At 63.7% G+C, this 25,529-nt stretch carries 27 protein-coding genes and 1 pseudogene; 9 read left to right on the top strand and 19 right to left on the bottom strand.

Features of this window, described 5'->3' with window-relative positions; all coding sequences use genetic code 11:
- Positions 1-97: 97 nt before the first annotated feature.
- On the top strand, positions 98-412 hold the full coding sequence (sugE, locus tag RX327_RS17895) for a quaternary ammonium compound efflux SMR transporter SugE (protein WP_317250997.1): 315 nt from the start codon (positions 98-100) through the stop codon (positions 410-412).
- 60 nt (positions 413-472) lie between these two features.
- Here the strand turns inward: sugE and RX327_RS17890 are convergent, their stop codons facing one another.
- The 7 genes from RX327_RS17890 to RX327_RS17860 all read right to left on the bottom strand — a co-directional run bounded on the left by RX327_RS17890 (position 473) and on the right by RX327_RS17860 (position 7,028).
- The gene (locus RX327_RS17890) at positions 473-1,477 is read right to left on the bottom strand and encodes an inorganic phosphate transporter (RefSeq protein WP_317250996.1); all 1,005 of its coding nucleotides are present in this window, start codon (positions 1,475-1,477) and stop codon (positions 473-475) included.
- A 100-nt stretch (positions 1,478-1,577) separates the two neighbouring features.
- Entirely contained in the window at positions 1,578-2,222 is a 645-nt protein-coding gene (locus RX327_RS17885; RefSeq protein WP_317250995.1) for a DUF47 domain-containing protein, read from the bottom strand.
- 146 nt (positions 2,223-2,368) lie between these two features.
- Positions 2,369-3,337, bottom strand: coding sequence for a branched-chain amino acid ABC transporter permease (locus tag RX327_RS17880; protein WP_317250994.1), 969 nt, complete (start codon positions 3,335-3,337; stop codon positions 2,369-2,371).
- Position 3,338: 1 nt separating this feature from the next.
- The gene (locus RX327_RS17875; protein WP_028178028.1) at positions 3,339-4,202 is read right to left on the bottom strand and encodes a branched-chain amino acid ABC transporter permease; all 864 of its coding nucleotides are present in this window, start codon (positions 4,200-4,202) and stop codon (positions 3,339-3,341) included.
- A 64-nt stretch (positions 4,203-4,266) separates the two neighbouring features.
- Entirely contained in the window at positions 4,267-5,496 is a 1,230-nt protein-coding gene (locus tag RX327_RS17870; RefSeq protein ID WP_317250993.1) for an ABC transporter substrate-binding protein, read from the bottom strand.
- Positions 5,497-5,536: 40 nt separating this feature from the next.
- Positions 5,537-6,280: an ABC transporter ATP-binding protein gene (locus RX327_RS17865; protein ID WP_317250992.1), complete on the bottom strand. Its 744-nt coding sequence runs from the start codon at positions 6,278-6,280 to the stop codon at positions 5,537-5,539.
- A complete protein-coding gene (locus RX327_RS17860; protein ID WP_317250991.1) occupies positions 6,273-7,028 on the bottom strand; it encodes an ABC transporter ATP-binding protein in 756 nt (251 codons plus the stop codon). The genes RX327_RS17865 and RX327_RS17860 overlap by 8 nt, the downstream gene beginning before the upstream one ends.
- A 338-nt stretch (positions 7,029-7,366) precedes the next feature.
- Between RX327_RS17860 and RX327_RS17855 the strand changes: the two genes are divergently transcribed.
- A complete protein-coding gene (locus RX327_RS17855; protein WP_167350425.1) occupies positions 7,367-7,528 on the top strand; it encodes a hypothetical protein in 162 nt (53 codons plus the stop codon).
- A 3-nt stretch (positions 7,529-7,531) separates the two neighbouring features.
- On the top strand, positions 7,532-8,149 hold the full coding sequence (locus tag RX327_RS17850) for a hypothetical protein (protein WP_050386668.1): 618 nt from the start codon (positions 7,532-7,534) through the stop codon (positions 8,147-8,149).
- Between the two features lie 45 nt (positions 8,150-8,194).
- On the opposite strand, the gene RX327_RS17845 is transcribed toward RX327_RS17850, so the two are convergent.
- From RX327_RS17845 to RX327_RS17835, 3 genes are all read right to left on the bottom strand, one after another.
- A complete protein-coding gene (locus RX327_RS17845) occupies positions 8,195-8,563 on the bottom strand; it encodes an ArsC family reductase (RefSeq protein WP_317250990.1) in 369 nt (122 codons plus the stop codon).
- A 99-nt stretch (positions 8,564-8,662) separates the two neighbouring features.
- Entirely contained in the window at positions 8,663-9,172 is a 510-nt protein-coding gene (locus tag RX327_RS17840; RefSeq protein ID WP_050386670.1) for a cytochrome P460 family protein, read from the bottom strand.
- Positions 9,173-9,192: 20 nt separating this feature from the next.
- Positions 9,193-10,233: an alpha/beta hydrolase gene (locus RX327_RS17835; RefSeq protein ID WP_317250989.1), complete on the bottom strand. Its 1,041-nt coding sequence runs from the start codon at positions 10,231-10,233 to the stop codon at positions 9,193-9,195.
- A gap of 163 nt (positions 10,234-10,396) precedes the next feature.
- Here RX327_RS17835 and RX327_RS17830 point away from each other — a divergent pair, with 163 nt between their 5' ends.
- Together RX327_RS17830 and RX327_RS17825 are read left to right on the top strand one after the other, a co-directional pair.
- Positions 10,397-11,950, top strand: coding sequence for a winged helix-turn-helix domain-containing tetratricopeptide repeat protein (locus RX327_RS17830; RefSeq protein ID WP_050386672.1), 1,554 nt, complete (start codon positions 10,397-10,399; stop codon positions 11,948-11,950).
- 343 nt (positions 11,951-12,293) lie between these two features.
- Positions 12,294-14,768 (top strand): arylsulfatase, encoded by a 2,475-nt coding sequence (locus tag RX327_RS17825; RefSeq protein WP_317250988.1) that lies wholly within the window; start codon positions 12,294-12,296, stop codon positions 14,766-14,768.
- 220 nt (positions 14,769-14,988) lie between these two features.
- Here the strand turns inward: RX327_RS17825 and RX327_RS17820 are convergent.
- The 3 genes and pseudogenes from RX327_RS17820 to RX327_RS17810 all read right to left on the bottom strand — a co-directional run bounded on the left by RX327_RS17820 (position 14,989) and on the right by RX327_RS17810 (position 17,626).
- Positions 14,989-15,629, bottom strand: a pseudogene (locus RX327_RS17820) (glutathione S-transferase family protein).
- A gap of 141 nt (positions 15,630-15,770) precedes the next feature.
- Positions 15,771-15,989, bottom strand: coding sequence for a hypothetical protein (locus RX327_RS17815; RefSeq protein ID WP_063616606.1), 219 nt, complete (start codon positions 15,987-15,989; stop codon positions 15,771-15,773).
- A gap of 308 nt (positions 15,990-16,297) precedes the next feature.
- Positions 16,298-17,626: a dicarboxylate/amino acid:cation symporter gene (locus RX327_RS17810; RefSeq protein ID WP_317250987.1), complete on the bottom strand. Its 1,329-nt coding sequence runs from the start codon at positions 17,624-17,626 to the stop codon at positions 16,298-16,300.
- 140 nt (positions 17,627-17,766) lie between these two features.
- On the opposite strand from RX327_RS17810, the gene RX327_RS17805 reads away from it, so the two are divergent.
- Positions 17,767-17,925: a DUF5993 family protein gene (locus RX327_RS17805; protein ID WP_167350435.1), complete on the top strand. Its 159-nt coding sequence runs from the start codon at positions 17,767-17,769 to the stop codon at positions 17,923-17,925.
- A gap of 8 nt (positions 17,926-17,933) precedes the next feature.
- Positions 17,934-18,479 (top strand): disulfide bond formation protein B, encoded by a 546-nt coding sequence (locus tag RX327_RS17800; RefSeq protein ID WP_050386675.1) that lies wholly within the window; start codon positions 17,934-17,936, stop codon positions 18,477-18,479.
- A gap of 5 nt (positions 18,480-18,484) precedes the next feature.
- Here the strand turns inward: RX327_RS17800 and RX327_RS17795 are convergent, their stop codons facing one another.
- Positions 18,485-19,189 (bottom strand): glutathione S-transferase family protein, encoded by a 705-nt coding sequence (locus tag RX327_RS17795; RefSeq protein WP_317250986.1) that lies wholly within the window; start codon positions 19,187-19,189, stop codon positions 18,485-18,487.
- 94 nt (positions 19,190-19,283) lie between these two features.
- Between RX327_RS17795 and RX327_RS17790 the strand changes: the two genes are divergently transcribed.
- On the top strand, positions 19,284-20,165 hold the full coding sequence (locus RX327_RS17790) for an SDR family oxidoreductase (RefSeq protein ID WP_050386676.1): 882 nt from the start codon (positions 19,284-19,286) through the stop codon (positions 20,163-20,165).
- A gap of 32 nt (positions 20,166-20,197) precedes the next feature.
- On the opposite strand, the gene RX327_RS17785 is transcribed toward RX327_RS17790, so the two are convergent.
- Entirely contained in the window at positions 20,198-20,542 is a 345-nt protein-coding gene (locus RX327_RS17785) for a Lin0512 family protein (protein ID WP_317250985.1), read from the bottom strand.
- 62 nt (positions 20,543-20,604) lie between these two features.
- Positions 20,605-21,828, bottom strand: coding sequence for a CynX/NimT family MFS transporter (locus RX327_RS17780; protein WP_050386678.1), 1,224 nt, complete (start codon positions 21,826-21,828; stop codon positions 20,605-20,607).
- Between the two features lie 98 nt (positions 21,829-21,926).
- Between RX327_RS17780 and RX327_RS17775 the strand changes: the two genes are divergently transcribed.
- Complete coding sequence (locus RX327_RS17775) at positions 21,927-22,868, top strand: LysR family transcriptional regulator (protein WP_028335110.1); 942 nt, start codon at positions 21,927-21,929, stop codon at positions 22,866-22,868.
- A 48-nt stretch (positions 22,869-22,916) separates the two neighbouring features.
- Here the strand turns inward: RX327_RS17775 and RX327_RS17770 are convergent, their stop codons facing one another.
- The 3 genes from RX327_RS17770 to RX327_RS17760 all read right to left on the bottom strand — a co-directional run bounded on the left by RX327_RS17770 (position 22,917) and on the right by RX327_RS17760 (position 25,447).
- The gene (locus RX327_RS17770) at positions 22,917-23,621 is read right to left on the bottom strand and encodes a PA1136 family autoinducer-binding transcriptional regulator (RefSeq protein WP_028335109.1); all 705 of its coding nucleotides are present in this window, start codon (positions 23,619-23,621) and stop codon (positions 22,917-22,919) included.
- A gap of 154 nt (positions 23,622-23,775) precedes the next feature.
- Positions 23,776-24,651 carry a glyoxalase III HchA gene (gene hchA, locus RX327_RS17765; protein ID WP_028335108.1) on the bottom strand — a complete coding sequence of 292 codons (876 nt, stop codon included), beginning with the start codon at positions 24,649-24,651 and terminating at the stop codon, positions 23,776-23,778.
- 100 nt (positions 24,652-24,751) lie between these two features.
- Positions 24,752-25,447 (bottom strand): GNAT family N-acetyltransferase, encoded by a 696-nt coding sequence (locus RX327_RS17760; RefSeq protein WP_050386680.1) that lies wholly within the window; start codon positions 25,445-25,447, stop codon positions 24,752-24,754.
- Positions 25,448-25,529 lie beyond the last annotated feature (82 nt).

Raw genomic sequence — 25,529 nt, 5'->3', positions numbered from 1 at the left:
GAACGGCCGCACCATCCCCATATAGCCACCGGAAGGACGACCTTCTCCTCACCATACCGTCAGCGGGGACGACCCTGCCTTATCTGGAGGGTTCGTGATGGCTTGGACCATTCTGTTCACCGCTGGCCTGCTCGAGATCGGCTGGGCGATCGGGCTAAAATATACCGAAGGTTTCTCGCGGCTGGTGCCGTCGGTGCTGACGCTGGCGGCGATGGCCGGCAGCGTGATCCTGCTTGGCCTCGCGCTGAAGACGCTGCCGATCGGAACCGCCTATGCGGTCTGGACCGGCATCGGTGCGGTCGGGACCGCGACGCTCGGCATCATCCTGTTCGGCGAGCCCGCCACGGCATTCCGCCTCGCCAGCATCGGCCTGATCGTCGCCGGGATCGCCGGATTGAAGTTGGTCGGCTGATTACTCCTTTTTGGGACGCGTTTTCTTAACGCGAACCGGCTTCCACTTCGCTCGAAAGCGCTACTTCAAAATCTGCACCGCCCAATAGCTCGCGGCTGCGACCGCGGCCGAGGCCGGGATCGTGATCACCCAGGCATAGACGATCGAGCTTGCGACGTTCCAGCGCACCGCCGAGACGCGGCGGGCGGCGCCGACGCCGACGATGGCACCGGTGATGGTATGGGTGGTCGAGACGGGAACTCCGAGATAGGTCGCCATGAACAGGGTCGCGGCGCCCCCCGTTTCGGCGCAAAAGCCCTGCATCGGCGTCAATTTCGTGATGCGCAGGCCCATGGTGCGAACGATGCGCCAGCCGCCCATCAGCGTGCCAAGCGCCATCGCCGCCTGGCAGGACAGAACCACCCAGAACGGCACCGAGAACTCGCTGCCGAGATGGCCCTGCGAATACAGCAGCACCGCGATGATGCCCATGGTCTTCTGCGCGTCGTTGCCGCCATGGCCGAGCGAATAGAGCGAGGCGGAGGCGAATTGCAGGATGCGAAAGGCGCGATCGACCGCGAACGGCGTCGAGCGCACCGAGGCCCAGGACACGATCGCCACCAGCATCGTTGCGAGCAGGAAACCGACCAGCGGTGACAGCACGATTGCCAGCACCGTCTTGGACAGGCCGCCCCATACCGCGGCCGATATCCCCGCCTTGGCCATGCCGCCGCCGACGAGGCCGCCGATCAACGCGTGCGACGACGAGGACGGGATGCCGAGCGCCCAGGTCACGAGGTTCCAGACGATCGCGCCGACGAGCGCTGCGAAGATCACGGTCGCATCCACCACCGACGGCTCGATGATGCCGGTGCCGACGGTCTGGGCGACGTGCAGTCCGAACACCATGAAGGCGATGAAATTGAAGAAGGCGGCCCAGAACACCGCGAATTGCGGCCGCAGCACGCGGGTCGAGACGATGGTCGCGATCGAATTGGCAGCGTCGTGCAGGCCGTTCAGGAAGTCGAACAGCAGCGCGACGGCGATCAAGATGGTCAGAATTGGAAGACCCAGCGTGGCGTCCACGTGATGCCCCGCTCTATGGTGCTTTGTTGAGCATGATCGCCGCGCAAACACTTCGCGTTTGTCGCAGGGAAAACCGCATCACACTTTTCCGGATCATGAGCTAAACCTGCTCGATGACGATGCTGTTGATCTCGTTGGCGACGTCGTCGAATCGGTCGGCGACCTTTTCGAGATGGTCGTAGATCTCGGCGCCGACGATGAAGTCCATCGCATTGCCCTCGCGATGCTTGAGGAACAGCTCCTTCAGGCCGATGTCGTGGAGATCGTCGACCCGGCCCTCCAGCTTGCCGAGCTCTTCGGTGATGGCGGTCAGCATGGCGACGTTCGGGCCGATCGACTGCATCAGCGGCAGCGCACGCCCGACCAGATTGGCGCATTCGATCAGGAGCCCGCCGATCTCGCGCATCGGAGGCTCGAAGGTGCGGACCTCGAACAGCATGACCGCCTTGGCCGTCTGCTGCATCTGGTCGATGGCATCGTCCAGCGACGTGATGAGGTTCTTGATGTCGCCACGGTCGAACGGGGTGATGAAGGTGCGGCGCACCGCCGTCAGCACCTCACGGGTGATGTTGTCGGCGTCGTTCTCGAACTGGTTGACGCGCTGGCAATAGACCGGCGTCTCCTCGCCCCCCTTCAGCATGTCCTGCAACGCCAATGCGCATTGCACGGAGGTCCGGGCGTGTCGGGCGAACAGGTCGAAAAACCGCTCTTCCTTGGGCAGGAAGGCGCGAAACCAGCGCAGCATGTCTCAGTTCCATCATTCCGGGACAGCCCTTTTAGCGACTGTCACAGAACTGTCATAGAGCATCTGGCGGGGAAAACACCTGACACGACCGCCCGAGCGGGCGGTCGTCCACCGCTAAAGTCGGCCGAAAATCGCCGAGACCTGCCCTACAGCGACCGCCGCAGGAGGTGGGCGAGCTCACCGACCAGGCCGCGCCGGAACAGCAGCACGCAGATCACGAAGATCGAGCCCTGGATCACCGTCACCCATTGGCCGAAACCCGCCAGATATTGCTGCATGGCGATGATGACGAAAGCGCCGACCACGGGGCCGAAGATGGTGCCGAGGCCACCGACCAGCGTCATCAGCACGACCTCGCCCGACATCGACCAGTGCACGTCGGTGAGCGAGGCGTTCTGCGCCACGAACACCTTCAGCGAACCGGCAAAGCCCGCCAGCGTGCCCGACAGGACGAAGGCCAGGAACTTGTACTGGTCGGTGCGGTAGCCGAGCGAGATCGCCCGCGGCTCATTCTCGCGGATCGCCTTCAGGACTTCGCCGAACGGCGAGTTGATGATGCGGAAGATCAGGAGGAAGCCGGCAAGGAAGCCGACCAGCACGACGTAATAGAGCACCGTCGGCTTGGAGAGATCGAAGATGCCGAACATGTGCCCCTGCGGGATGCCCTGGATGCCGTCCTCGCCGTGGGTGAACGGGGCCTGGAGATAGATGAAGTACAGGAGCTGCGACAGCGCCAGCGTGATCATCGAGAAATAGATGCCCTGGCGGCGAATCGAGATGTAGCCGGTGATGATCGACAGCACGAACGCCGCAGCGATGCCGACGAGGATGCCGAGCTCCGGCGGCAGCGCCCACACCTTCAGCGCATGCGCGCTGCAATAGCCCGCCGTGCCCAGGAACATCGCGTGGCCGAAGGACAGCAGGCCGCCGTAGCCGATCAGCAGATTGAAGGCGCAGGCGAGCAGCGCAAAGCACAGCGCCTGCATCACGAAGAAGGGATAGACGCCGGTGAACGGCACGGCCGCCAGCAGCAGCGCCATCACCACGAACACGATCATCTCGTCGCGCATCGCGCGAGGGGTCACCGGCAGCGTGTCGTCCGTCAGGGTTGTCATCTCAGGCCGCCCTTCCCGTCAATCCCGTTGGCTTCACCAAGAGCACCAGCACCATCAGCACGAACACGACGGTGTTGGAGGCCTCGGGGTAGAAATACTTGGTCAGGCCTTCGATCACACCGAGCGCGAAGCCGGTGATGATGGAGCCCATGATCGATCCCATGCCGCCGATCACGACCACCGCGAACACCACGATGATGAGGTCGGCGCCCATCAGCGGCCGCACCTGGTTGATCGGCGCCGAGAGCACGCCGGCGAGCGCGGCAAGGCCGACGCCGAGACCGTAGGTCAGCGTGATCATGCGCGGCACGTTGATGCCGAAGGCACGCACCAGCGTCGGATTTTCAGTGGCGGCGCGCAGGTAGGCGCCGAGCTGCGTCTTCTCGATCAGGAACCAGGTCGCAAGGCACACCACCAGCGAGAACACGACGACCCAGCCGCGATAGACGGGCAAGAACATGAAGCCGAGATTCATGCCGCCCTTGAGCTGGTCCGGGATGGCGTAAGGCAGGCCGGAGGAGCCGAAATAGTTCTGGAACACGCCCTGCACGATCAGCGCGATGCCGAAGGTCAGCAGCAGGCCGTAGAGATGATCGAGCCCGGTCAGCCATTGCAGCATGGTCCGTTCCAGGATCATGCCGAAGATGCCGACGATGATGGGCGCGAGCAGCAACGCCCACCAGTAGTTGATCCCGCCGAGGTTCAGCAGGAAATAGGCGACGAAGGCGCCCATCATGTAGAGCGCGCCATGGGCGAAATTGATGATGTTGAGCATGCCGAAGATCACGGCAAGCCCGAGACTGAGCAGCGCGTAGAACGAGCCGTTGATCAGTCCCACCAGTAGCTGAGCGTATAGAGCCTGCATCGAATGAGCTTTCGCTAGATAGATGAAGCCCGCCGGCCACGCCCATGGCCGGCGGGCATGATCGTCACTTCTTCAGAAGCGCGCACGTGCTCTCGGCCAGCGGCGTGAAAGCCTGGTCGCCCGGCACCGTGCCGACCAGCTTGTAGAAGTCCCATGGCCCCTTGGACTCCGAGGGCTTCTTGACCTCGAACAGATAGGCGTTGTGGATGGTGCGGCCGTTGGGCTGGATCTCGCCCTTGCCGAACAGGTCGTCCTCGGTCGGCATCGACTTCATCTTCTCGACGATCTTGGCACCGTCATGCGAATTGCCGCCGAGCGCTTCCAGCGCCTTGAGATAGTGACGCACGCCCGCATAGACGCCCGCCTGCACCATGGTGGGCGGGGCATTGTTCTTCATCTTCTCGGCGAAGCGCTTGGAGAACGCCCGGGTCTTGTCGTTCATGTCCCAGTAGAACGTCTCGGTGAAATTGAGTCCCTGCGCCGTCTCGAGGCCGATCGCCTTGACGTCGGTGAGGAAGAGCAAGAGCGCTGCGAGCTTCTGGCCGCCCTTGCCGATGCCGAATTCGGCCGCCTGCTTGATCGTGTTGGTGGTGTCGCCGCCGGCATTGGCAAGGCCGATGATCTTGGCCTTGGAGGCCTGCGCCTGGAGCAGGAAGGAGGAGAAGTCCGCCGTGTTGAGCGGGTGCTTGACGCCGCCGACCACCTTGCCGCCGTTGGCGGTGACGACCGCGCTGGTGTCGCGCTCGAGCGCCGCGCCGAAGGCGTAATCCGCGGTGAGGAAGAACCAGGTGTCGCCGCCGGCCTTCACGAGCGCCTGGCCGGTGGTATGGGCCAGCATGTAGGTGTCGTAGGTCCAGTGCACGGTGTTGGGCGAGCACTGCGCGTTGCTGAGGTCGGAGGTCGCCGCACCCGAATTGATGTAGACGCCGTTCTTTTCCTTGATCACGTTGTTGACGGCGAGCGCAACGCCCGAGTTCGGCACGTCGACGATGACGTCGACCTTGTCGACGTCGAACCACTGCCGCGCGATCGCAGTGCCGATATCGGGCTTGTTCTGGTGATCGCCGGAGATGACGTCGATGGTCCAGCCCTTGGCCTTGAGGCCGGAGTCCTCGACGGCCATCTGCGCGGCGAGCGTCGAGCCGGGGCCGCCGAGGTCGGCATAGAGCCCGGACTGATCGGACAGCGCGCCGATCTTGACCGTCTTGTCGAGCTTTTCCTGGGCGGAGGCGACGCTTGCGGCAGACAGCACCATCGCGGTGCCGAGCAAGAGCGCCGAAATCTTGTTCTTCATATCGTATTCCCTCGTCCTAAATTTTCTGGTTCTGGCGATATCAGACGCCGAGATAGGTATGGAGCTTGTCCATGTTGGCCGACAGCTCCGAATTCGCGAAGCCGTCGATCACCTTGCCGTGCTCGACCACGTAGTAGCGGTCGGCGACGGTGGATGCGAAACGGAAGTTCTGCTCGACCAGGAGGATCGTGAAGCCCTCCTTCTTGAGCCGCGCAATGGTGTGACCGATCTGCTGGATGATGACGGGCGCAAGGCCCTCGGTCGGCTCGTCCAGCATCAGGAAGCTCGCGCCGGTGCGCAGGATGCGCGCAATCGCCAGCATCTGCTGCTCGCCGCCCGAGAGCTTGGTGCCCTGGCTGCCCAGGCGCTCCTTCAGGTTCGGAAACAGATCGAAGATCTGGTCGAGCGGCAGCCCGCCCTCGCGGACGACCGGCGGCAGCATCAAATTCTCCCGCACGTCGAGGCTGGCGAATATGCCCCGCTCTTCCGGGCAGAACGCGATGCCCATCCGCGCGATCCTGTCGGAGGTCGCGCGGATGATTTCCTGATTGTCGAAGCGGATCGAGCCGGCGCGCTTGCCGATCACGCCCATCACCGACTTCAGCGTGGTGGTCTTGCCGGCACCGTTGCGGCCGAGCAGCGTCACCACCTCGCCGGCCTTCACGTTGAAATTGATCCCGTGAAGGATGTGGGATTCGCCGTACCAGGCCTGCAGATCCTTGACCGTCAGCACGTCGGCGCCGGCCGCAGCCACGGGCTTCTCCGCCAGTTTTGCCTCAGGCATGACCGGCTCCCAGATAGGCTTCCTTGACGCGCTCGTCCTTGGTGAGCTCGGAGTAATGGCCCTGCGCGAGCACCTGCCCGCGCGTCAGCACGGTGATGATGTCGGAGAGGTTGGCCACGACGCTCAAATTATGCTCGACCATGAGGATGGTGTATTTCGCCGAAATGCGCTTGATCAGCGCCGCGATCTTGTCGATGTCCTCGTGGCCCATGCCGGCCATCGGCTCGTCGAGCAGCATCATCTCTGGGTCGAGCGCGAGCGTCGTTGCTATCTCAAGTGCGCGCTTGCGCCCATAGGGCATCTCGACCGCGGGCGTGTTGGCAAACTCGCTGAGGCCGACATCGTTGAGCAGCTCGCGCGCGCGATCGTTGAAGCGGTTGAGCACGGACTTGGAGCGCCAGAAATCGAACGAAGAGCCGTGCTGGCGCTGAAGCGCGACACGGACGTTTTCCTGCGCGGTAAGATGCGGAAATACCGCCGAAATCTGGAACGAGCGCACGAGGCCCATGCGGGCCACGTCGGCCGGCGCCATCGCCGTGATGTCCTGCCCCTTGTAGCGAATCTGGCCTGCCGACGGCTTCAGGAATTTGGTCAGCAGATTGAAACAGGTCGTCTTGCCGGCGCCGTTCGGCCCGATCAACGCATGGATACTGCCCCGACGCACTTTCAACGCGACGTCGCGAACGGCGAAGAAACCCGCGAATTCCTTGGTCAATCCGCTGGTTTCGAGGATGAACTCATCTGCCAAATAGATTCCCCCATACGCCATCGCTGCGAAGCCCCTCGCCCGCGTGGCCAGCTTTTTTCGTGTCCGACAGGCGTCCGATCCGTCTTGGAAACCGTCCGGGGCCCGTCGCCTCCGGGCCGGAATATGCCGTCATCTGCGGCGGTTACGCAAGGTGGAAAGCTGTGCACTGCGGCATCAGCGTGACCGGTTCCGGTTGATCCTTAGTCGAATGGCATTTCGGCGCGCTTTGCGCCTCGGGAAAGCGGTTGTTAACGGTGTTTTGCTCCGGACTCCCGCTTTCATAGAATATTTGCGCCTCTCGCCGAAGCTCCGGCCATTGCATATGAATGGCTAGAGCCTTGCATTTCGAGCGCGCCAGTTCTTCGGTCGTCAAATCGATCCCGCAACGTGATTTCCTCGGCACGTGGCTGCGACTTTATGCCCGCAGCCAAACCATCCCGCAGATCGATGAACTTGTCCTTGGCCGCATCCCGTTCGGGGATGTGCCTGAATTCGGCTAGCCGATGCAATTCAGAAGTGCCGATCCATCGGTGGTCAAATCGATCACGCAGCGGGTGCTGCTGAACGCCTGGCTGCGCGCGCTGCGTATGCCGGACGCGCTTCCCCTGCTGTGCGACTTCCATATCGAGGACACCGCCGACGAGCGCGCCGACATGATGAGCTTCGACGTGGTCGGCAGTGGCGAGGCCGCGCGTTTCCTGATCACGCAGGAAGGCGCGCGGCTGACGACGGCCTATGGCAACGAGCACGTCGAGTCGCGGCTGCGCACCAACCGCTACCTCGATGACGCGATCGGACCCGAGCGCTACGCGGGGGTCATCCTGTCATATCGTGCCTGCCTCGTGCGCAAGCGCCCGACCTACACCGTTGCGACGGTCGCCGACGCCGACGGCAAGGAGGTTTCCTATGAACGGCTGCTCTTGCCGTTCGGACGCGGCGATGCCGTCGAGCACATCATCGGCTCCTACAAGGCGATCAGCACCGAAGGCCGCTTTCGGCTGCACAATCTGATGGGTGTGGCTGCGAAGTCGGCCCCGGTGGTCACGGAGCGGGCGGTGATCGACCGCAGGTTCGTCCCGACGGATCGTCCCGTGAGCCATGATTCAGTCGAGTTGATCTAGACGCGTCGCTTCACGCGAAGCGGTCACCCCATCGCTGGAAGCGCCTTAGCCCTTCTTGCGCGCCTTCGCCGGCACTTCCTTGGCGTAGATGTCCGGCTTGAAGCCGACGACGCGCTTCGGTCCGAGATCGAGCACCGGGCGCTTGATCATCGAGGGCTGCTCGGCCATCAGCGCCAGCGCCTTGCGCTCGCTCAAGCCTTCCTTGTCGGAGTCTGGGAGCTTCTTGAAGGTCGTCCCGGCGCGATTGAGCAGCGTCTCCCAGCCGACCTTGTCTCTCCACTGCTTGAGCTTGTCCTTCTCCACGCCCGCCGCCTTGTAGTCGTGAAACTCGTAGGGCACGCCATGAGCATCGAGCCAGGCGCGGGCCTTCTTCATGGTGTCGCAGTTCTTGATGCCGTAGATGATGATGGACAAAGCCGTTCCCCGCATGCGATTGCCGCGGGGAAACTAGCCTCGCGGCAATCCCGGCGCCAGATCAGAGCCATCAGGTCTCCACACCGATATTGCCGGCGTTCAATGCGCGTAATGGGTAAAGACGAAATCGTGATCGCTGGCGTGGGCCTCGTGGCAGGCAAAACACGTCTCGTGCTGGGCGGCGTCGACCGGCTTGCCGTCGATGAAGCGGCCAAAGCCCCAGCCGCCGGTGGAGGCATATTTGACGGAGTCCTTGACCATGACCTGGACCGTGGTCGCGGGCCCCGTGATGAAGGCGCCGTCGAGGCCTGCAACCGGCTTGCGCTTCCAGGCGAGCTTGACCAGCACGGTGCCGTCGGGGAAACGCGCGGCGCCGTCCTGATAGGCCTTCACGGCGGTCGCGTTGCCGAGCACGCTGCGAAGTTCGTCCAGCCCGGTCTCCTCGCCGACCGCGATCAGCTTCCAGTCGCGATAGCCGTCAGGGATTTTCACGCCGAAGATCGGCGATGCCAGTGCCGCGTCATCGGCGCGCCCAACGGCGAACGGCAGTGCCGCGCTGATGCAGGCTGCCGCGATCGCGGCAGCTGCCCATTTCACAACCTGTCTCATGATCGGTGATCCGCTCCGTCTCAGACCTTGCTGACGTCGATGATGGCCTGCACGAAGGCCTGCGGCGCTTCCTGCGGCAGATTGTGGCCGATACCGCCGATCAGGAGCCGATGCTCATAGTGGCCGGAGAACTTCTTGGCATAGGCTGCGGGCTCGGGATGCGGCGCGCCGTTGGCGTCGCCTTCCATCGTGATGGTCGGCACGTCGATGACGGGAGCCGCCGCGAGCTTCTTTTCGAGATGCTCGTACTTCGCCTCGCCCTGGGCGAGCCCGAGCCGCCAGCGGTAATTGTGGATCGTGATCGCGACATGATCCTTGTTGTCGAGCGCCGCCGCGCTGCGATTGAAGGTGGCGTCGTCGAACTTCCACTGCGGCGAGGCGAGCTTCCAGATCAGCTTGGCGAAATCGTGCGTGTACTTCTCGTATCCGGCGCGGCCGCGCTCGGTGGCGAAGTAGAACTGGTACCACCATTGCAGCTCCGCCTGCGGCGGCAACGGCGCACTGCCGGCAGCCTGGCTGGAAATCAGATAGCCGCTGACCGACACCATGGCCTTGCAGCGCTCGGGCCAGAGCACCGCCATGATGTTGGCGGTGCGCGCGCCCCAATCATAGCCGCCGAGCACGGCCTTCTCGATCTTCAACGCATCCATCAGCGCGATGATGTCGGCTGAGACCGCGACCGGCTGGCCGCTGCGCATGGTGTCGCTGGAGAGGAAGCGCGTCGTGCCGTAGCCGCGCAGATGCGGCACGATCACGCGGTAGCCGGCCTCGGCGAGCGCCGGCGCGACGTCGGCATAGCTGTGGATGTCGTAGGGCCAGCCGTGCAGCAGGATCGCGACGGGACCGGACGCAGGCCCCATCTCGACATAACCGGTATCAAGCACGCCGGCATTGATCTGCTTGACCGGACCGATCGTGGTGTGCGCGCCAGCCTTGATCGCAGGCAGCGCCGGCTTGGACTGTGCCTGAGCCGAGCCGATGAAGCCGAGCCTGGAGGCGGCAAGGATCCCGCCGGCGATGCCAAGGAAGCGGCGGCGTTGCTGATTGATGGACTGCGACATGGCGATCTCCTGCGTCTGGTGTCGGGATGAAATATTGCAGAGACCGCCCCCGTCCGCTTTCAGAGGACGTGGATTTGCCCTTCAGACCGTCGTGATTTTGGCTCCGGGCCGCCTGTGCTAGGTTCCGCCACGCATTCAGCCGCCGGCCGCCGGACTCTTCGATTTGACTTACCATTTCAACGACTTGACCCTCGATTCCGAGCGCCGTGAGCTGCGCCGTGGCGATGCTCTGGTGGCCGTCGAGCCGCAGGTCTTCGACCTCATCGAGTTCCTGATCCGCGCCCGTGATCGGGTGGTCAGCCGCGACGAGGTGCTGGCCGCCGTCTGGCACGGCCGGATCGTCTCGGAAGCGACGCTGAGCAGCCGGATCAACGCCGCACGGACTGCGATCGGCGACAATGGCGAGGAGCAGCGGCTGATCCGCACCCTGCCCCGCAAGGGCCTCCGCTTTGTCGGCGATGTCCGGGAGGACACCGCGCCCGATCGCCCGGCTGCAGACAGTGCCAGCCCGCCGCGGCCGAGCGAGGGCCCGTCGATCGCGGTGCTGCCCTTCACCAACATGAGCGGCGATCCCGAGCAGGATTATTTCGCCGACGGCATCGCCGAGGACATCACCACCGCGCTCGCGCGTTGCAGCCGCCTCACCGTGATCGCGCGCAACTCCGCCTTCACCTACAAGGGCAAGGCGGTCGACATCCGCCAGGTTGGACGCGATCTCGGCGTCGGCTATGTGCTCGAAGGCAGCGTCCGCCGCGGCGGCGATCGGCTGCGCATCACCGGGCAGCTAATCGACGCCGTCTCCGGTGCGCATCTGTGGGCCGATCGGTTCGATGGCGCAGCGACTGATGTGTTCGACCTGCAGGACCGCATCACCGAGAACGTGGTCGGCGCGATCGAGCCGACCCTGCTCGTCGCGGAAGCCGAGCGGGTGCGGGCAGCGCCGCCCGACAGGCTCGACGCCTACGATCTGCTGCTGCGCGCCTACAGCCTGCGTTACGAGTTCACGCCCGAGAGCATGGAAGCGGCGCTCGATTGCCTCGACCAGGCACTGGCGCTCGACCCCGCCTATGCACCGGCGCTGGCGGCCTCCGCCTATTGTCATGCGATGCGCCATGTCCAGGGCTGGCTGAAGCCGAACGATGCCTACCGGGAACGCGCGGTCGCGCAAGCCTGGCGCGCGGTCGAGCTCGCGCCCGGTGACCCGCAGGTCTTGTGGATGGCGGCGTTCGCGATCTGGAACATGGCCGACAAGATCGAGCCCGCACGCGATCTGTTCGAGCGCTCGCTGGCGATCAACCCGAACTCGGCGATGGCGCTGGTGCTCGGCGGCTGGATCGAGGCGATGCGTGGTAATCAGAAAGCCGGCCGCGCCATGATCGAGCGCGCGCAGCGTCTGAACCCGCGCGATCCGCGCGGCTGGTTCGCCGCCGCGGCGCTCGCGATCTGCGCGGTGCTCGACCAGAATTTCGCCGAGGCGGTGATGTGGGCGGACAAGGCGCTGGCGCAGAACCGCCGCTTCGCGGTGGCGCTGCGCGTCCTGATCGTGGCGCTCGTCAAGACCGGCGAGACCGAGCGCGCGACCCAGATCGCGCGCGAGCTGCTCAAGGTCGATCCGGAGTTTTCGATCTCCGGCTTCCTGTCGCGGATTCCGTTTCCGGTAGAAGCGATGTCCGCGACCTATCGTGAGACCCTCAAGGCCGCCGGCGTCCGGGATTGAGACGCTCCGAGGACGCGACGATCATTCACCCGTGGTACGTTGCGCGGGCTGCCTGGCAGCATCGGCCTGATGACAGTCTCTTCCTCGTCGGAGAATTCGTAACGCATGATTCAACCGCCTTCGGTCCAAGATTGGAATCTTGCCCGGCAGCGAGGCTCAATGAGCCCGTGCCGACGGGATCGGTCGCGATGCGCCCGAAAGTGGACGCATTTTGCTCACCTTGAGTTTTGCCGAGTTTAGCCCGAAGCGGACATTCGTTGATCTAAATCAACCCCAAGCTGCCGGCCGTTTATTTCAGTGTCAGTATGTGGCCCGTGCGTCGAGCCCGTCTGGAGGATCGATCATGAATTTGTCCGCCCTGATGTTGTCTACTGCTGCGTTGACCTTGCTCACAACGCTGCCCTCGATAGCGCAGCAGACGACCGGAGCAGCGGGTTCGCCCGGCGCTACGATCACAATCGACGGCAAGCAGCTTCCCCCCGAACCTCCGAAGTTCGGCGGCGTGATCAACGAAACCGCCAAAGACTCAAAGCCCTACTGGCCACCGTCCGTCGTGCCGCCCAAAGGCGCGCCAAACGTACTGCTGATCATGACCGACGACCAAGGTTATGGTGTGTCGGGTACGTTCGGTGGCGTCGTTCCGACCCCTGCGATGGATCGTGTCGCCAAGGCCGGCTTGCGCTATACGCAATTTCACTCGACAGCACTTTGCTCGCCGACGCGGGCGGCACTAATTACCGGTCGTAACCACCACTCTGTCGGGTTTGGCGTGATCGGTGAAATGTCGACCGGTTATCCCGGATACGATTCCGTCATCGGACCTGAGAGCGCGACAATCGGGACGATTCTGCGGGACAATGGCTTTGCGACCTCATGGTTCGGTAAGAACCACAACACGCCGACCTATACGTACAGCTCGGCGGGGCCGTTCGATCAATGGCCGATCGGCATGGGATTTGAGTATTTTTACGGGTTCATGGGCGGCGAGACGGACCAATGGACGCCCTATCTGTTTCGTAACACGACCCAGGTATTTCCGTGGATCGGCAAGCAAAACTACAACCTCATCACGGATATGGCGGACGACGCCATCAACTACATGAACGGATTGAACGCCGCCGCTCCCGACAAACCGTTCTTCGTCTACTACGTGCCCGGAGGAACGCATTCGCCGCATCAGCCGAAAAAGGAATGGATAGACAAGTTCAAGGGCAAGTTCGACATGGGTTGGGAGAAGCTGCGTGAGCAGATTTTCTCCAACCAGAAAAAGCTCGGCGTGATCCCGGCTAACACCCAGCTCACCCCATGGCCCGACACGTTGCCGAAGTGGGACTCGCTGTCATTGATTCAGAAGAAGCTATATGCGCGCGAGGCCGAGGTATTTGCCGGCTACGCGGCATATACCGACTATGAGATCGGCCGCGTCATCCAGGCCGTCCAGGACATGGGCAAGCTCGATAACACGCTGATCATTTACATCAGTGGTGACAACGGCACTAGCGCTGAAGGGACGTTGGAAGGCACTCCGAACCAGATGACCGCCTACAACGGCGTGTTGAAATTGCCCGAAGCCGAGCTGATGCTCCATTACGAGAATTGGGGCTCCGACAAGACCTACCCGCACATGTCGGTGGCATGGTCCTGGGCCTTCGACACGCCGTTCAAATGGACCAAGCAGGTGGCATCGCATTTCGGCGGCACCCGGCAGGGTATGGCCATCTCATGGCCCGGACACATCAAGGATGTCGGCGGCATTCGCTCCCAGTTCCACCACATGATCGACATCGTGCCGACCATTCTTGAAGCCACAGGCATCCAAGCTCCGACGACGGTGAACGGAATTGCGCAAAAGCCCATCGAGGGCGTGAGCATGGCTTACACGTTCGACCAGGCCAATGCCAACGCGCCGTCGAAACGCGACACCCAGTACTTCGAGATGTTCGCCAACCGCGGAATCTATCACGATGGTTGGTATGCATGCACGACGCCGCCGGCGCCGCCCTGGCTTCTGGGAACGGCCAAGCTGCCTGAGATCAGCGACTACAAGTGGGAACTCTACAACATCGCGGACGACTATTCGCAAAACAACAACCTTGCCGGTCAGAATCCCGACAAGCTGAAGGAGATGCAGGCGTTGTTCCTGGCGGAGGCAGCCAAATTTCAGGTCTTGCCTTTGGATAATTCAGTTCTGCCGCGCCTCATCACACCGCGGCCGAGCGCCACCGCGGGACGGACCGTCTTCACGTATACAGGTTTCAATTCCGGTATTCCGGTCGATAACGCGCCAAGCCTCTTAAACAAAGACTACAAGATCACTGCCGAGATCACGGTCCCACCGGGCGGGGCCGAGGGCATGATCGCAACGCTGGGCGGCCGCTTCGCCGGGTATGGCCTCTACCTGCTGAAAGGCAAGCCCGTCTTTGTCTACAACATGCTGGATCTGAAACGGTATCGCTGGGAAGCCGGCGTAGGAGCGCGCGACTGGCTCGGCTCGCCGCTCAAGCCGGGCAAGCATACGATCGTGTTCGATTTCAAATATGATGGGCCCGGCTTCGGCAAAGGCGGCACCGGGGTACTCTCGGTAGACGGCAAAGAGATTTCCCGCAAGTCGATGCCGCACTCGATTGCGTTCCTGATGGCCATCGACGAGTCTTTCGACATCGGCTCCGATACCCGGACCGGCGTGGATGACAGCTACAAGCTGCCATTCCAGTTCACCGGGAAGATCGACAAGCTGACCTTCAACCTCGGGGCAACGCAACTATCGAGCGATGAGCAGAAGGTAATGCGGCACGCGCTTGAAAAAGCCAGGGATTGAACTGACCTTTCGCTGATTACAAGCCCGCGATTGGCACGAGGCGGAAACAATCAACCGCGAGTCGACGTCTGCTACAGGCCCTTTCGGCGATCTCGGGAGATATCCGCTTCTCCGCCGCTGATGGGGGTTAAGCGGACATCGGGCGCCAGCCGCTCGATGAGTACACGGCCCAGGCAGTAGACTTGTAAGCCCGGAGCCACAGCCGGATTGAAGCGAAACACTACAATCCCGGTGATCTTGCCGCCCAGGCCTTGGTGGCCTGGCAGCTTTCCATCGCTCGGAGGTAGGCAGGGCGTACCGTCGTGCGGGCGAGATAGTCCCGCTCGGTCGGACCGGGGACGTAGTTGCCGGTTCGCAGGCCGAGCAGCAGGGCGTAGCTCACCGAGATATCGGCAGCCGTGAAGCGGTCGCCGGCGAGATAGGGCAATCCGCGAGGCGGCGGATAACCAGCCCCAGCCGGCTCTCGAAGGTCTCGAATGCCCAGCAGGTCACCCGGGCATCTCGCTCGGCTGCGGGCGCCAGTTGGCGACCGACAATGACGGCGTTCATCGGCCCGGCGAGCCCGGCCTCGCCCAAGTGGAGAAATTGCAGATAGGACGCGAAGGCGGGATCATCAGGGGCGACGGCAAGCGAACCCGAGCCGTGGCGGGCGAGCAGGTACTCGAGAATCCCAATCGATTCGACCATGATTGTCTCGCCGTCCTGCAGTACGGGAATGAAGCCGGCGGGGTTGATCGCGAGGAAATCGCGATCATTCTCGACTGCGAACAGATCGACCGGGCGCAGCCGATACGCCAATCCCAATTCCTCGAGCAGCCAGACAACACGGAAGCCACGACCTTCGCCATAGACGGTGAGCATGGTTAAGCGTTCCTGGATTGGGCTAGTGGATCGAATCTAACGCTTGGTACCTGCCCACGACCGTCCTTCCGATTCGTGTAAGAGCACCGCGCCCTTGCCCATTAGCAGACGTTGCGAAGGTCGCAGGAGGGTGAGACTCGGTCACTCACGTTCCAAGACCGGCGGCTTCCATGCGTCGATCGCCGTCTCTGGGTAAATCTGCACCGAGCCAGGCTCGAAGTAGCTCTCGATCGCGTATCCGAGCTTGGTCAAATCCGTACGATACCAACCAACGATTCTACCGCGCCATGATGCTCGCCCCTTCTTTGCAGCATAGTCACCCATTTGAAACTTTGCATCTGGGGGCCACGGATCGACCATCTCGCCTCCGACCGAATTGCCTTAAAAAGAAGACATTTTTGCCGCCCCACCTACGTCCCCAACGGGTCGATTTTGTCCCGTCGATCTCGGTCCGAAACCTGACGTTCGATGAGGCGACAGCATACGATAGGCCGTACCTAGCGGACTAAGTCCAGGCTGCGCAATTTCGGAATATTAGAAGAATATCCCTGAGTTGCCCGACGTGTCAAGTTGTTTGGCCCAACGCCGGCCGCCGGCTGCTTTGCATGGGGTTGTTTTCGCTATTTTTGGCAGCGCCCCCTGCGACGGCCCCATAACTTCATATTACTCTAGCCTGATCCGCCCGGTTCCAGCGCCTCGCCGATCTCCAGCGGGTGGGCCATGGTCTCGTGCAGCGCGTCGCGGTCGAGCTCGCCTTCGGAGATGCTGATGACGACGCAGGCGACGCCATTGCCGATCAGATTGGTCAGCGCGCGGCACTCGCTCATGAACTTGTCGATGCCGACCAGGATCGCGATCGACTGGATCGGTATGTCGGGCACGATCGAGAGCGTTGCCGCGAGCGTGATGAAGCCGGCGCCGGTGACGCCCGAGGCGCCCTTCGAGGTGATCATGGCGATGCCGAGAATGCCGAGCTCCTGCCAGATGGTCAGATGCGTGTTGGTTGCCTGCGCCAGGAACAACGTCGCCAGCGTCATGTAGATGTTGGTGCCGTCGAGATTGAAGCTGTACCCCGTCGGAATGACGAGGCCGACCACCGAGCGCGAGGCGCCGAGATGCTCCATCTTCTGGATCATCTGCGGCAGCACCGTCTCGGAGGAGGACGTGCCGAGCACGATCAGCAGCTCGTCCTTGATGTAGGCGATGAAGCGCAGGATCGAGAAGCCCGCCAGCCGCGCGATCGCGCCGAGCACGACCAGTACGAACAGGATGCTGGTGAGATAGAACGTGCCGATCAGCGCCGCGAGGTTGAGCAGCGAGCCGAGGCCGTAGGCGCCGACGGTGAACGCCATCGCGCCGAAGGCGCCGATCGGCGCGACGCGCACGATGATGCGGATGATGCCGAAGAACATCTTCGCGGCCTTGTCGATCGCATCCGCAATGGGCTCGCCGGCCTTGCCGAGGAAGGCGATGGCGAAGCCGGATAGGATCGAGATCAGCAAGACCTGCAGGAGGTCGCCGCGCGCGATCGCGCCCAGATAGCTGTCGGGGATGATCGCCATCAGATGGGCGACGATGCCCTCTTCCTTGGCCTTGGTGACGTAGGTCGCGACCGACTTCGGGTCGATCGTGGCGGGATCGATGTTGAAGCCGTGCCCGGGCTGGAGAATCTCGCCGACCAAAAGTCCGACCGCGAGAGCGACGGTCGAGACCGTCTCGAAATAGATCAGCGACTTCAGGCCGACCCGGCCGACGCGCTTGAGGTCGCCCATCGAGGAGATGCCGTGCACCACGGTGCAGAAGATCACCGGCGCGATCATCATCTTGATCAGCGCGATGAAACCGTCGCCGAGCGGCTTCAAGGCCTTGCCGAGATCAGGATAGAAGTAGCCGATGAGCACGCCGAGCGCGATCGCGATCAGCACCTGGACGTAGAGGATCTTGTACCAGGGCTGGTGCCGGGGATGGGCAATGGGCTTGATCGCGGCTGTGGTCATGAGGTGCCCCGGCTAGGATGAACTCAACTGGTGATGCCATCTTGGCGGAGCCGCGCGCAAGCGACAATGCCCATTCGTGGCGTCGCGAGCGCACACGAATCTGTCATAGAGTGCGGCCGGCTCGCATCGGGAGGCTGGGAATGGAATTCACGGCATTGTTTCTCGCCATCACCATCGCCATGCTGGTGGCCTGGCGTGGCCCGCGCCCCGTCGCGATCGGCTTGTTCGCGGTGATCCTGATCGCCTGCGTCGCGACCTTGCTGCACCACGCCACCGACCGTCTCAATTTGTCGTTCTGAGGCCGGCCATGAACGACACCCAGGCCGTCACCCTCAATGCCGTCGCGCTCTATGGGCTGGCGCTGGTACTGGCCGCCGCCTTTGCCGCGCAGCTGCTGCTCCACGAGCTGCCCTGCCCGCTCTGTCTGTTGCAGCGCATCCTGTTCGCACTGTTGGCGATCGGGCCGATCCTCAATATCCGCTTCGGGCCGCGGCCAAGTCATTATGCGTTGTCGCTGCTGACGGCCGTCGTCGGCGCGACGGTCTCGACCCGGCAGGTGCTGCTGCACATCCTCCCCGGCGATGCCGGCTACGGTTCGGCGCTGTTCGGCTATCATTATTATACGTGGGCGCTGATCGGATTCATCGCCGCGATCGTGCTGCTCGCGGCGATGCTGCTGTTCGACCGCCAGTTCGAGCGCCGCGCGGCGCCGGGCAGCTCGCCCGGCGCCTTCGCGCAAGGTGCGGTGTGGCTGGTGGTCGGGCTGACGGCACTGAATGTGCTCTCCACCCTGCTCGAGTGTGGCTTTGCCGCCTGCGCCGACAATCCCATCGTCTATGAGCTGCTGAAGTAGGCTGCTTAGGGCCGTTTCGGAATATTCAATCCGCGCTCCACGGCCGGCCGCTTGAGACCGCGCTCCAGCCAGGCCGCGACCTGCGTGAACTGGTCGAATTCGACGAGCTCGCGCGCACCGTAGAAGCCGATCAGATTGCGCACCCAGCCGAGCATGGAGATGTCGGCGATGGTGTAGTCGTCATCCATGAACCACCGCCGGCCGGAAAGATGCGTCTCCATCACGCCGAGCAGGCGTTCGGACTCATCGACGTAACGCTCGAGCGGCCGCTTGTCCTCGAAATCCTTGCCGGCGAATTTGTGGAAGAAGCCGACCTGGCCGAACATCGGCCCGATGCCGCCCATCTGAAAGTGCACCCACTGGATGGTCTGGTAGCGGCGAGCGGGGTCCTCCGGCAGAAGCTTGCCGGACTTCTCCGCGAGGTATTGCAGGATCGCTCCGGACTCGAACAGCGGCAGCGGCCTGCCCCCGGGACCGTTGGGGTCGAGGATCGCCGGGATCTTGCCGTTCGGATTGAGCGAGAGAAACTCCGGCGTCTTCTGGTCATCCTTGCCGAAATCGACCAGGTGGACTTCGTAGGGAAGTCCGATCTCCTCCAGCATGATCGAGACCTTGACGCCGTTTGGCGTCGGCAAGGAATAGAGCTGGAGGCGGTCCGGATGCTGGGTGGGCCAGCGTTTTGTGATGGGAAAGGCAGACAAGTCGGTCATGTCGACATTCTTTGCAGGGTTGTTGCTTTGCACGGTTGTTGTTGGATGGCTAATGTACGGAGCTCAGTGAAAGCCGCAAGGTCTGCAACCGGCCATGAACGATCAACAGACAGGCGCAACAACAGGCGCAACGCTCGGCCTCTCCGACGACGAACTCGCAACGCACCCGACCGTGTTCGCGGCTGATGCGCTCGCCGGTCAGGTGGTCGTGGTGTCCGGCGGCGCCGGCGGCATCGGCCGCGCCATCGCATGGCTGTTCGCCCGGCTCGGCGCGCATGTCGTGGTCGCCGGCCGCAATGCCGACCGGCTCGACGCACTGGTCGATCGTCTCGTCCATCGTGGGCTCAAGGCGTCCGCGCATGTCGCCGACATCAAGGATCCCGACGCGGTCAATGCGATGTTCGAGGCGCTGTGGACCGAGCACGGCCGTGTCGATCATCTCGTCAACAGCGCCGGCGGCCAGTTCCCGCAAGCTGCGATCGACGTCTCGATCAAGGGCTGGAATGCGGTCATCAACACCAACCTCAACGGTACCTGGTACATGATGCAGGCCGCGGCGCAGCGCTGGCGCGACCGCAAGCATCCCGGCAGCATCGTCAATATCGTCGTGGTCACGACGCACGGCCTCTACGGCATTGCGCACTCGATCGCGGCACGCTCCGGCGTGATCGGCCTGTCGCGCGCGCTCGCGGTCGAATGGGCGCCGCTGAACATCCGCATCAACTGCATCGCGCCCGGCGCGATCGAGACCGAGGGCTGGAACGTTTACAGCGAAGCGGCGCGCGCCGCCTACCCGCGCTCCAATCCGATGATGCGCCCGGGCACGCCATGGGACATTGCGGAGGCAACCGTCTACCTCGCCGCGCCCTCCGGCAAGTTCGTCACCGGCGAGACGCTGACCGTCGACGGCGGCGGCCAGCATTGGGGCGAGACCTGGACGACCGGCAAGCCCGACTATTTCAGTGGCGGCGAATAACGCACGCATGCCGGTCGCCTGACGCGCTTCCGTCACTTGCCGTCGTCGAAGCTGACGATGACGGCGGCGTTCGCGATCAGAATCGGGTCGTTGCCGAGATCAGACGGAATCTCGAGCCCACCCGCGATCGCCTTCACGGTCTTGGTGCCATAGGGCAATTCCTTCGCGACCGCTGCGGTATCGATATCTTCGGGATTCGGCACGGCGATCGTGACATCGACGAACATGTCGTTTGCGGTCTTGCCGAACATCCGGAAGAAGCCGAGGCTGGAATGCCTGATGGCATCCGACACTGCACGCTTGGCCGCCTTGGTGGCGTCCCTGCCGTGAACGTCGACGCCCATGCCCATCTCGGTGACACAACGAACGCGAGTCATGAAGGTTCCTGCTGTCGTTGGCGTGAGAGACCGTCACTCCTTCGGCCCCTGCGCGCGCGGCGTCAAGCCGGGTCCCTCGCCTCGCTTACGCTGTTGTGATCGCCCCGCGCCAGCATCCACGCCGCGAGACCGGCAAGGATCGCCGCGGCCACCACCATGACGCAAGCCGCGCCCCAGCCCCATGCCGAGACCACGGCGCCGACCGCGATCGGACCGGTGACCTGGCCGAAATTGCTGCCCGTCATCAACAGGCCCATCATGACAGGCACCATCGCCGCCGATCGCGCCGCGGCGGGTGCGGTTGCCAGCAACGTCGCCGGGATCAGGCCGCCGATCGCGGAGAACAAAAGGCACAGCCAGAATGCGCCCCAGCCGCCGAGCACCGGCAGGAAGATTCCGAGCGCGGACGCGCCCATCACGAATGCCGCCACGGCAATCAGCAAATTGCGGCTGACGCCGCGCGCAAGCAGATGACCGGCGGCGAGATTGCCGACGACGTTGCCGGCCGCGGCCAACGCACTGAGCCCGCCGGCGCCTTGGCTGGACACGCCGAGCCGCTCGGTCAGCACGATCGGCAGGAAGCTGAACAACGCAAAGAACATCAGGCTGTAGAGCGCAAACAGCACCATCAGAAGCGCCGGGGTGCGGCGCTGTGCCAGCGCGGTGGCTTCCCGCATCAGGCCGCTCCGCGCCGCGCCGGTCCGCGATGCCACTTCAGGCACGATGAGGCCGGCTAGGATGAACAGCACGGCAACAAAGGCCGCACTGGCCCACCAGATCGTGCGCCAGCCATCGAAGATCGGTCCGGCGACCAGGGCCAGCGCGATCCCGAACGGCATCACGCAGCTCCACACCGCCATGGTGACGTCACGTGCGCTGACATCGACGACGCGATCGAGCAATGCGGGGGCCGCGACCATCACCAGAAGGAAGCCGAGCCCTTCCAGCATGCGCGATGCCAATAGCACCGCGAGCTGTGGCGCGAGCGCGCCCGAGCCTGCCCCCAGCGTGATCGCCGCGAGCCCGCACAGCAGCACCCTGCGCGTGCCAACCGCGGCAATCACCACGCCCGCCGGAACGCTGCCGACAAGCCCGAGGACCGCAAAGATGCCGGCGATCGTTCCGACCGCGGCAAGGTCGATGCCGAGGCTCTGCTGCAGCATCGAGGCGGCAATCGGAACCTTGCCGACCTGCAGCGCCGCGCCGATCCCGCAACCGATCACGATGGCGACCGTGGCCCATCGCTTCGCCTCGCTCTGCTGCATCACGGCCGTCTCGATCGTCATGCGTCCACTCCGCCCCTGGCTCACGGCACAGAGATAGCGTTTCCCGACCATCGACAGGAGTGATATGTTTTGCATCCGATTGATCGATTTCATAGATCATGCTCGACAACCTGACGCTCGATCAGATCCGCACCTTTGTCGCCATCGCCGAGAGCGGCAGCTTTCGCGCCGCCGCGACCAAACTGGCGCGGGTGCAATCCGCGGTCAGTCATGCCATCGCCAACCTCGAGGCCGAGCTCGGGCTCACGCTGTTCGACCGCTCCAACCATCGCCCGGCGCTGACGGCCGAGGGCAAGGCACTGCTGGGCAACGCGCGCGACCTGCTGCTGCGTGTCGACGCGATGCGGGCGCGGGCACGCAGCCTGGGCGATGGCGTGGAATCGGAACTCTCGCTGGTGGTCGATACGCTGTTTCCGATCGCCGCCGTCGGCGCGGCGCTGACGGAAATGCGGGCGGCCTATCCGTCTGTCAGCGTGCGGCTCGCGGTCGAACCGATGGGCGGTCCGATCGCCGGCTTGACCGAACGGCGCAGCGCGCTCGCCGTCACGGTCGGCGAGGATTTTCGCGATCCCCGTCTTGCGCTCGATGCGATCTGTGCGGTGCAGATCGTCGCCGTCGCCTCCGCAAGCCATCCGCTCGCGCGCCGCGGCCGCAAGAGCGTGGCGGATCTCGCCGATCATCTCCAGATCGTGCTGTCGGATCCGACCCCGCTGTCGGAAGGCCGTAGCTTCGGCGTGCTCTCGCCGCAGATATGCAGGGTGAGCAATCAGGACACCAAGCACGCCATGATCCTGGCGGGGCTCGGCTGGGGCCGGCTGCCGCTCTGGCAGGTGGCGCGCGACCTGAAGGAGCGCCGCCTGGTGCGGGTCGAAACCGGCGCGCTCGGCCGCAACGCCGCGCTTGCAATGGAGGCCTATCTCGCCCACCGGCTCGATGAACCGCTGGGACCTGCGGCACGCGCGTTTGCCGATGCATTGACGCGGATCGCGGCGGGCACGCATGCGCCGAAGACCAGGGCGAAGACGGCGAAGAAACACTGAGCCGCGGCGATCGCTCGCCCGGCCCTGTGGCGGCCGTCCGCAAGCGCCTCAGTCCTCGATCTCACCGCTGCGGATCGCGAGCCGAATGGCCTGCGCTGTCGTGGCGACGCCGAGCCGAAGCCGCGCACGTCGCAAATGGTTCTCGACCGTGCGTTCCGACAGGCCGAGCGATGCCGCGATGTCGGCCTGGCGACGTCCCGCGGAGGTCCAGCGCAACACCTCGCGCTCCCGCGGCGACAGGCTCGACGCACCGTTCGGCTCGTGGGCTTCCATCAGCCCGCGGGCGGCGCGGAAGGCCGCCGCACCGATCATGGTCAGCGCCGCACGCGTCCGCGCCGACGCATCGATCCGCGTCCCGGCGAAGCTCATCGCGCCTTCAAGGCCGGTGCGCCCGAACACCGGAACCTGCAGCCCATGGAAACCGGGCCCGCGCGGCGTGCGCACCACGCGGTACTTCTCGCCGCGCGCCGACATCACCTTGGTCCAGAAAAACGCCTGGTCCACATCGAGGAAATTGCGCGTCACCGGACAATGCCGGACATAGGTCTCGGCATCGACGGTCACGCCTTTGCCGAACCAGTCGCCTTCGACCCAGTAGATCCGGTCAACCAGGTCCTCGCGTGCCGGCGACGCCGAGAACATCACGAACCGGTCGTAGCCGAGCGGCAGGCTCGCGGACCGCACCGCCGCCTGGATCGCGGGCAAGCTCTCGCTGCCCTCGATCGCAACCACGGCTTCGATGTAGCGGTCCATGCGGTACCATCGTGTCTTGCGGAAGGCCGATCGTGCGGCCCAGCGCGTTGAGGATTTTCCCTCAAGCGAGACCGGCCTGCAAGGCGCGCGACATTGAGCCGCCACCGGCGGCGCGGCGGGGTGCGCCGCGCCCGCAGCTTGAGCCGCCGACCGCTCAGCGCCCGCCGAGCGTATCGAGCAGCGCCTTTGCGGCAGCCTTGCCGACATTATTGGCGGCGAAGGGGCTGTCACCGGTGATCAGCTTGCGATCCTGATGGGTCTTGCCGGTGATGTCCTTGTTCAAGATCTCGACGCCGAGCGCCTGCAACTGTTCGCCGAATGCCCAGGTCAGCGCGCCCGGCATGTAGCCGATATCGGGCGTGGTCCGATCGATGGCGTCGGGAAATGCGCAGATCTTGTAGCCCTTGAAGGGATAGTCGCCCTTGGCTTCGCCGACCGCGGACGCCAGCAACGCCGCCGGGCCATGGCAAAGCGAGATGATGTGCTTGTCGTTGTCGAGCGCCCATTTCAGGGCGGCCTTCACGTCGGTGCTTTCGGGCAAGCCGATCAGCGCACCATGGCCGCCGGGAATGAACACCGCGATATAGTCGGAATCCTTGCCGAGCTTTTTTTCGATCACGTCGGAGAGCTTCAGCGGCTGCTTCAGCCTGGGGAGATATTTCTGGTAGATGCTCTTGACCGCGTCGTCCTCCTTCGGAAACGCCCAGAGCTCGAATTTGACCGGATTACCCGACACGGTCGCAATATCGAATTCGAAGCCCGCCTTGTCGAGGTGATACATCGGCAACAAGGTCTCAACGGGATGGTTGCCGGTCGAGAACATCGTGCCGTTCTGCAACAGCAGATAGCGCTCGTCCGCGGCGATCATCAGAATTTTCCAGCGGCCGCCCCTGTAGGCGTTGGGGTAGTCCGCGCCGGAGAGATCCGACTTGGCCGAGGTGAATTGCCCAAGCGAGTAAGGCGACGGAAAGAAAGCGTTGTTCTCCGCCGGATCGGGTACGGGACGCTTGTCCTGGGATTGCTCGGACATCGAGATATCCTCTCTCATCGTGTTGCGATCCGGCAAAGGTAAGCACGAGATCCGCGATGAGGAATGAGGGATTTCCCTCAACCCACTCTGCCGGGCATCCCTACCCTTGCTTCTGCAACACCGTGATGTGCAGGCGGCGGCGGACCTCCATGCCCTGGCGACGATAGAGCGCGATCGCCGAGACATTGCTGGTGAAGACGTGCAGGAATGGAATTTCGCCGCGCGCCACGATCTGGCCGGCGACCGCCGACAGCAGCGCCTGCGCGTAGCCGCGGCCGCGATGCTCCGGATGCACGCAGACGGCGGTCATCTCGGTGTAGTTCCCCGGCTTCATCCGTTCGCCGGTCATCGCGACCAGTTCGCCATTGATACGGATGCCGAAAAAGCTGCCGAGCTCATGCGTCCGCGCACTGAACGGGCCGGGCTTTGTCAGCTCCGTCAACGCCATCATCTCCGGAACATCGGCAGCGCCGAGCGTGACGATCTCGACGCCGGGCGCAGAATGGTCCGCGGGCACGCCGATCATCTGCTCGCCGGTCTCGGCCAGCAGCACCTTGAACTGCGGCGGCACCGGGACAGGATCGGGCGTGAACAGCACCGCGACGTCAGGTCCCGACAGCAGCGCACCGAGCGCGGCAAAGCTCCGTGGCGACATGTCGACCATGTCGGCGAAGGGTGCGATCGCAAGCGGAAAGCGCCTTGCATCGGCGCCGCCTTCCGCCAACTCGCGCTGTCTCGTGGTCAGCGCGCTCCAGATCGGGCGATCGAGCGGATGAATGGGCGGGACTTCGGACATGCGGCGCTTCGCTCCTGATTTTCCTCGAACAGAGCAAGAAGCGCCGGCAAAATCCAGCATGGCATGGTGTGGTTGCGGCTCA

Origin of the sequence: Bradyrhizobium sp. BEA-2-5, from assembly GCF_032918025.1 — a bacterium.
GTDB lineage: Bacteria > Pseudomonadota > Alphaproteobacteria > Rhizobiales > Xanthobacteraceae > Bradyrhizobium > Bradyrhizobium pachyrhizi.
The sequence above is the reverse complement of the archived record's forward strand: the minus strand, read 5'-3'. Positions and strand labels throughout refer to the sequence as shown.

Coding starts and splice junctions, on each gene's coding strand:
- sugE (WP_317250997.1), top strand. CDS start 98: ATGGCTTGGACCATTCTGTTCACCGCTGGCCTGCTCGAGATCGGCTGG.
- RX327_RS17885 (WP_317250995.1), bottom strand. CDS start 2,222: ATGCTGCGCTGGTTTCGCGCCTTCCTGCCCAAGGAAGAGCGGTTTTTC.
- RX327_RS17880 (WP_317250994.1), bottom strand. CDS start 3,337: ATGACAACCCTGACGGACGACACGCTGCCGGTGACCCCTCGCGCGATG.
- RX327_RS17875 (WP_028178028.1), bottom strand. CDS start 4,202: ATGCAGGCTCTATACGCTCAGCTACTGGTGGGACTGATCAACGGCTCG.
- RX327_RS17870 (WP_317250993.1), bottom strand. CDS start 5,496: ATGAAGAACAAGATTTCGGCGCTCTTGCTCGGCACCGCGATGGTGCTG.
- RX327_RS17865 (WP_317250992.1), bottom strand. CDS start 6,280: ATGCCTGAGGCAAAACTGGCGGAGAAGCCCGTGGCTGCGGCCGGCGCC.
- RX327_RS17850 (WP_050386668.1), top strand. CDS start 7,532: ATGCAATTCAGAAGTGCCGATCCATCGGTGGTCAAATCGATCACGCAG.
- RX327_RS17840 (WP_050386670.1), bottom strand. CDS start 9,172: ATGAGACAGGTTGTGAAATGGGCAGCTGCCGCGATCGCGGCAGCCTGC.
- RX327_RS17835 (WP_317250989.1), bottom strand. CDS start 10,233: ATGTCGCAGTCCATCAATCAGCAACGCCGCCGCTTCCTTGGCATCGCC.
- RX327_RS17825 (WP_317250988.1), top strand. CDS start 12,294: ATGAATTTGTCCGCCCTGATGTTGTCTACTGCTGCGTTGACCTTGCTC.
- RX327_RS17815 (WP_063616606.1), bottom strand. CDS start 15,989: ATGGTCGATCCGTGGCCCCCAGATGCAAAGTTTCAAATGGGTGACTAT.
- RX327_RS17810 (WP_317250987.1), bottom strand. CDS start 17,626: ATGACCACAGCCGCGATCAAGCCCATTGCCCATCCCCGGCACCAGCCC.
- RX327_RS17805 (WP_167350435.1), top strand. CDS start 17,767: ATGGAATTCACGGCATTGTTTCTCGCCATCACCATCGCCATGCTGGTG.
- RX327_RS17800 (WP_050386675.1), top strand. CDS start 17,934: ATGAACGACACCCAGGCCGTCACCCTCAATGCCGTCGCGCTCTATGGG.
- RX327_RS17795 (WP_317250986.1), bottom strand. CDS start 19,189: ATGACCGACTTGTCTGCCTTTCCCATCACAAAACGCTGGCCCACCCAG.
- RX327_RS17790 (WP_050386676.1), top strand. CDS start 19,284: ATGAACGATCAACAGACAGGCGCAACAACAGGCGCAACGCTCGGCCTC.
- RX327_RS17785 (WP_317250985.1), bottom strand. CDS start 20,542: ATGACTCGCGTTCGTTGTGTCACCGAGATGGGCATGGGCGTCGACGTT.
- RX327_RS17780 (WP_050386678.1), bottom strand. CDS start 21,828: ATGACGATCGAGACGGCCGTGATGCAGCAGAGCGAGGCGAAGCGATGG.
- RX327_RS17775 (WP_028335110.1), top strand. CDS start 21,927: ATGCTCGACAACCTGACGCTCGATCAGATCCGCACCTTTGTCGCCATC.
- RX327_RS17770 (WP_028335109.1), bottom strand. CDS start 23,621: ATGGACCGCTACATCGAAGCCGTGGTTGCGATCGAGGGCAGCGAGAGC.
- hchA (WP_028335108.1), bottom strand. CDS start 24,651: ATGTCCGAGCAATCCCAGGACAAGCGTCCCGTACCCGATCCGGCGGAG.
- RX327_RS17760 (WP_050386680.1), bottom strand. CDS start 25,447: ATGTCCGAAGTCCCGCCCATTCATCCGCTCGATCGCCCGATCTGGAGC.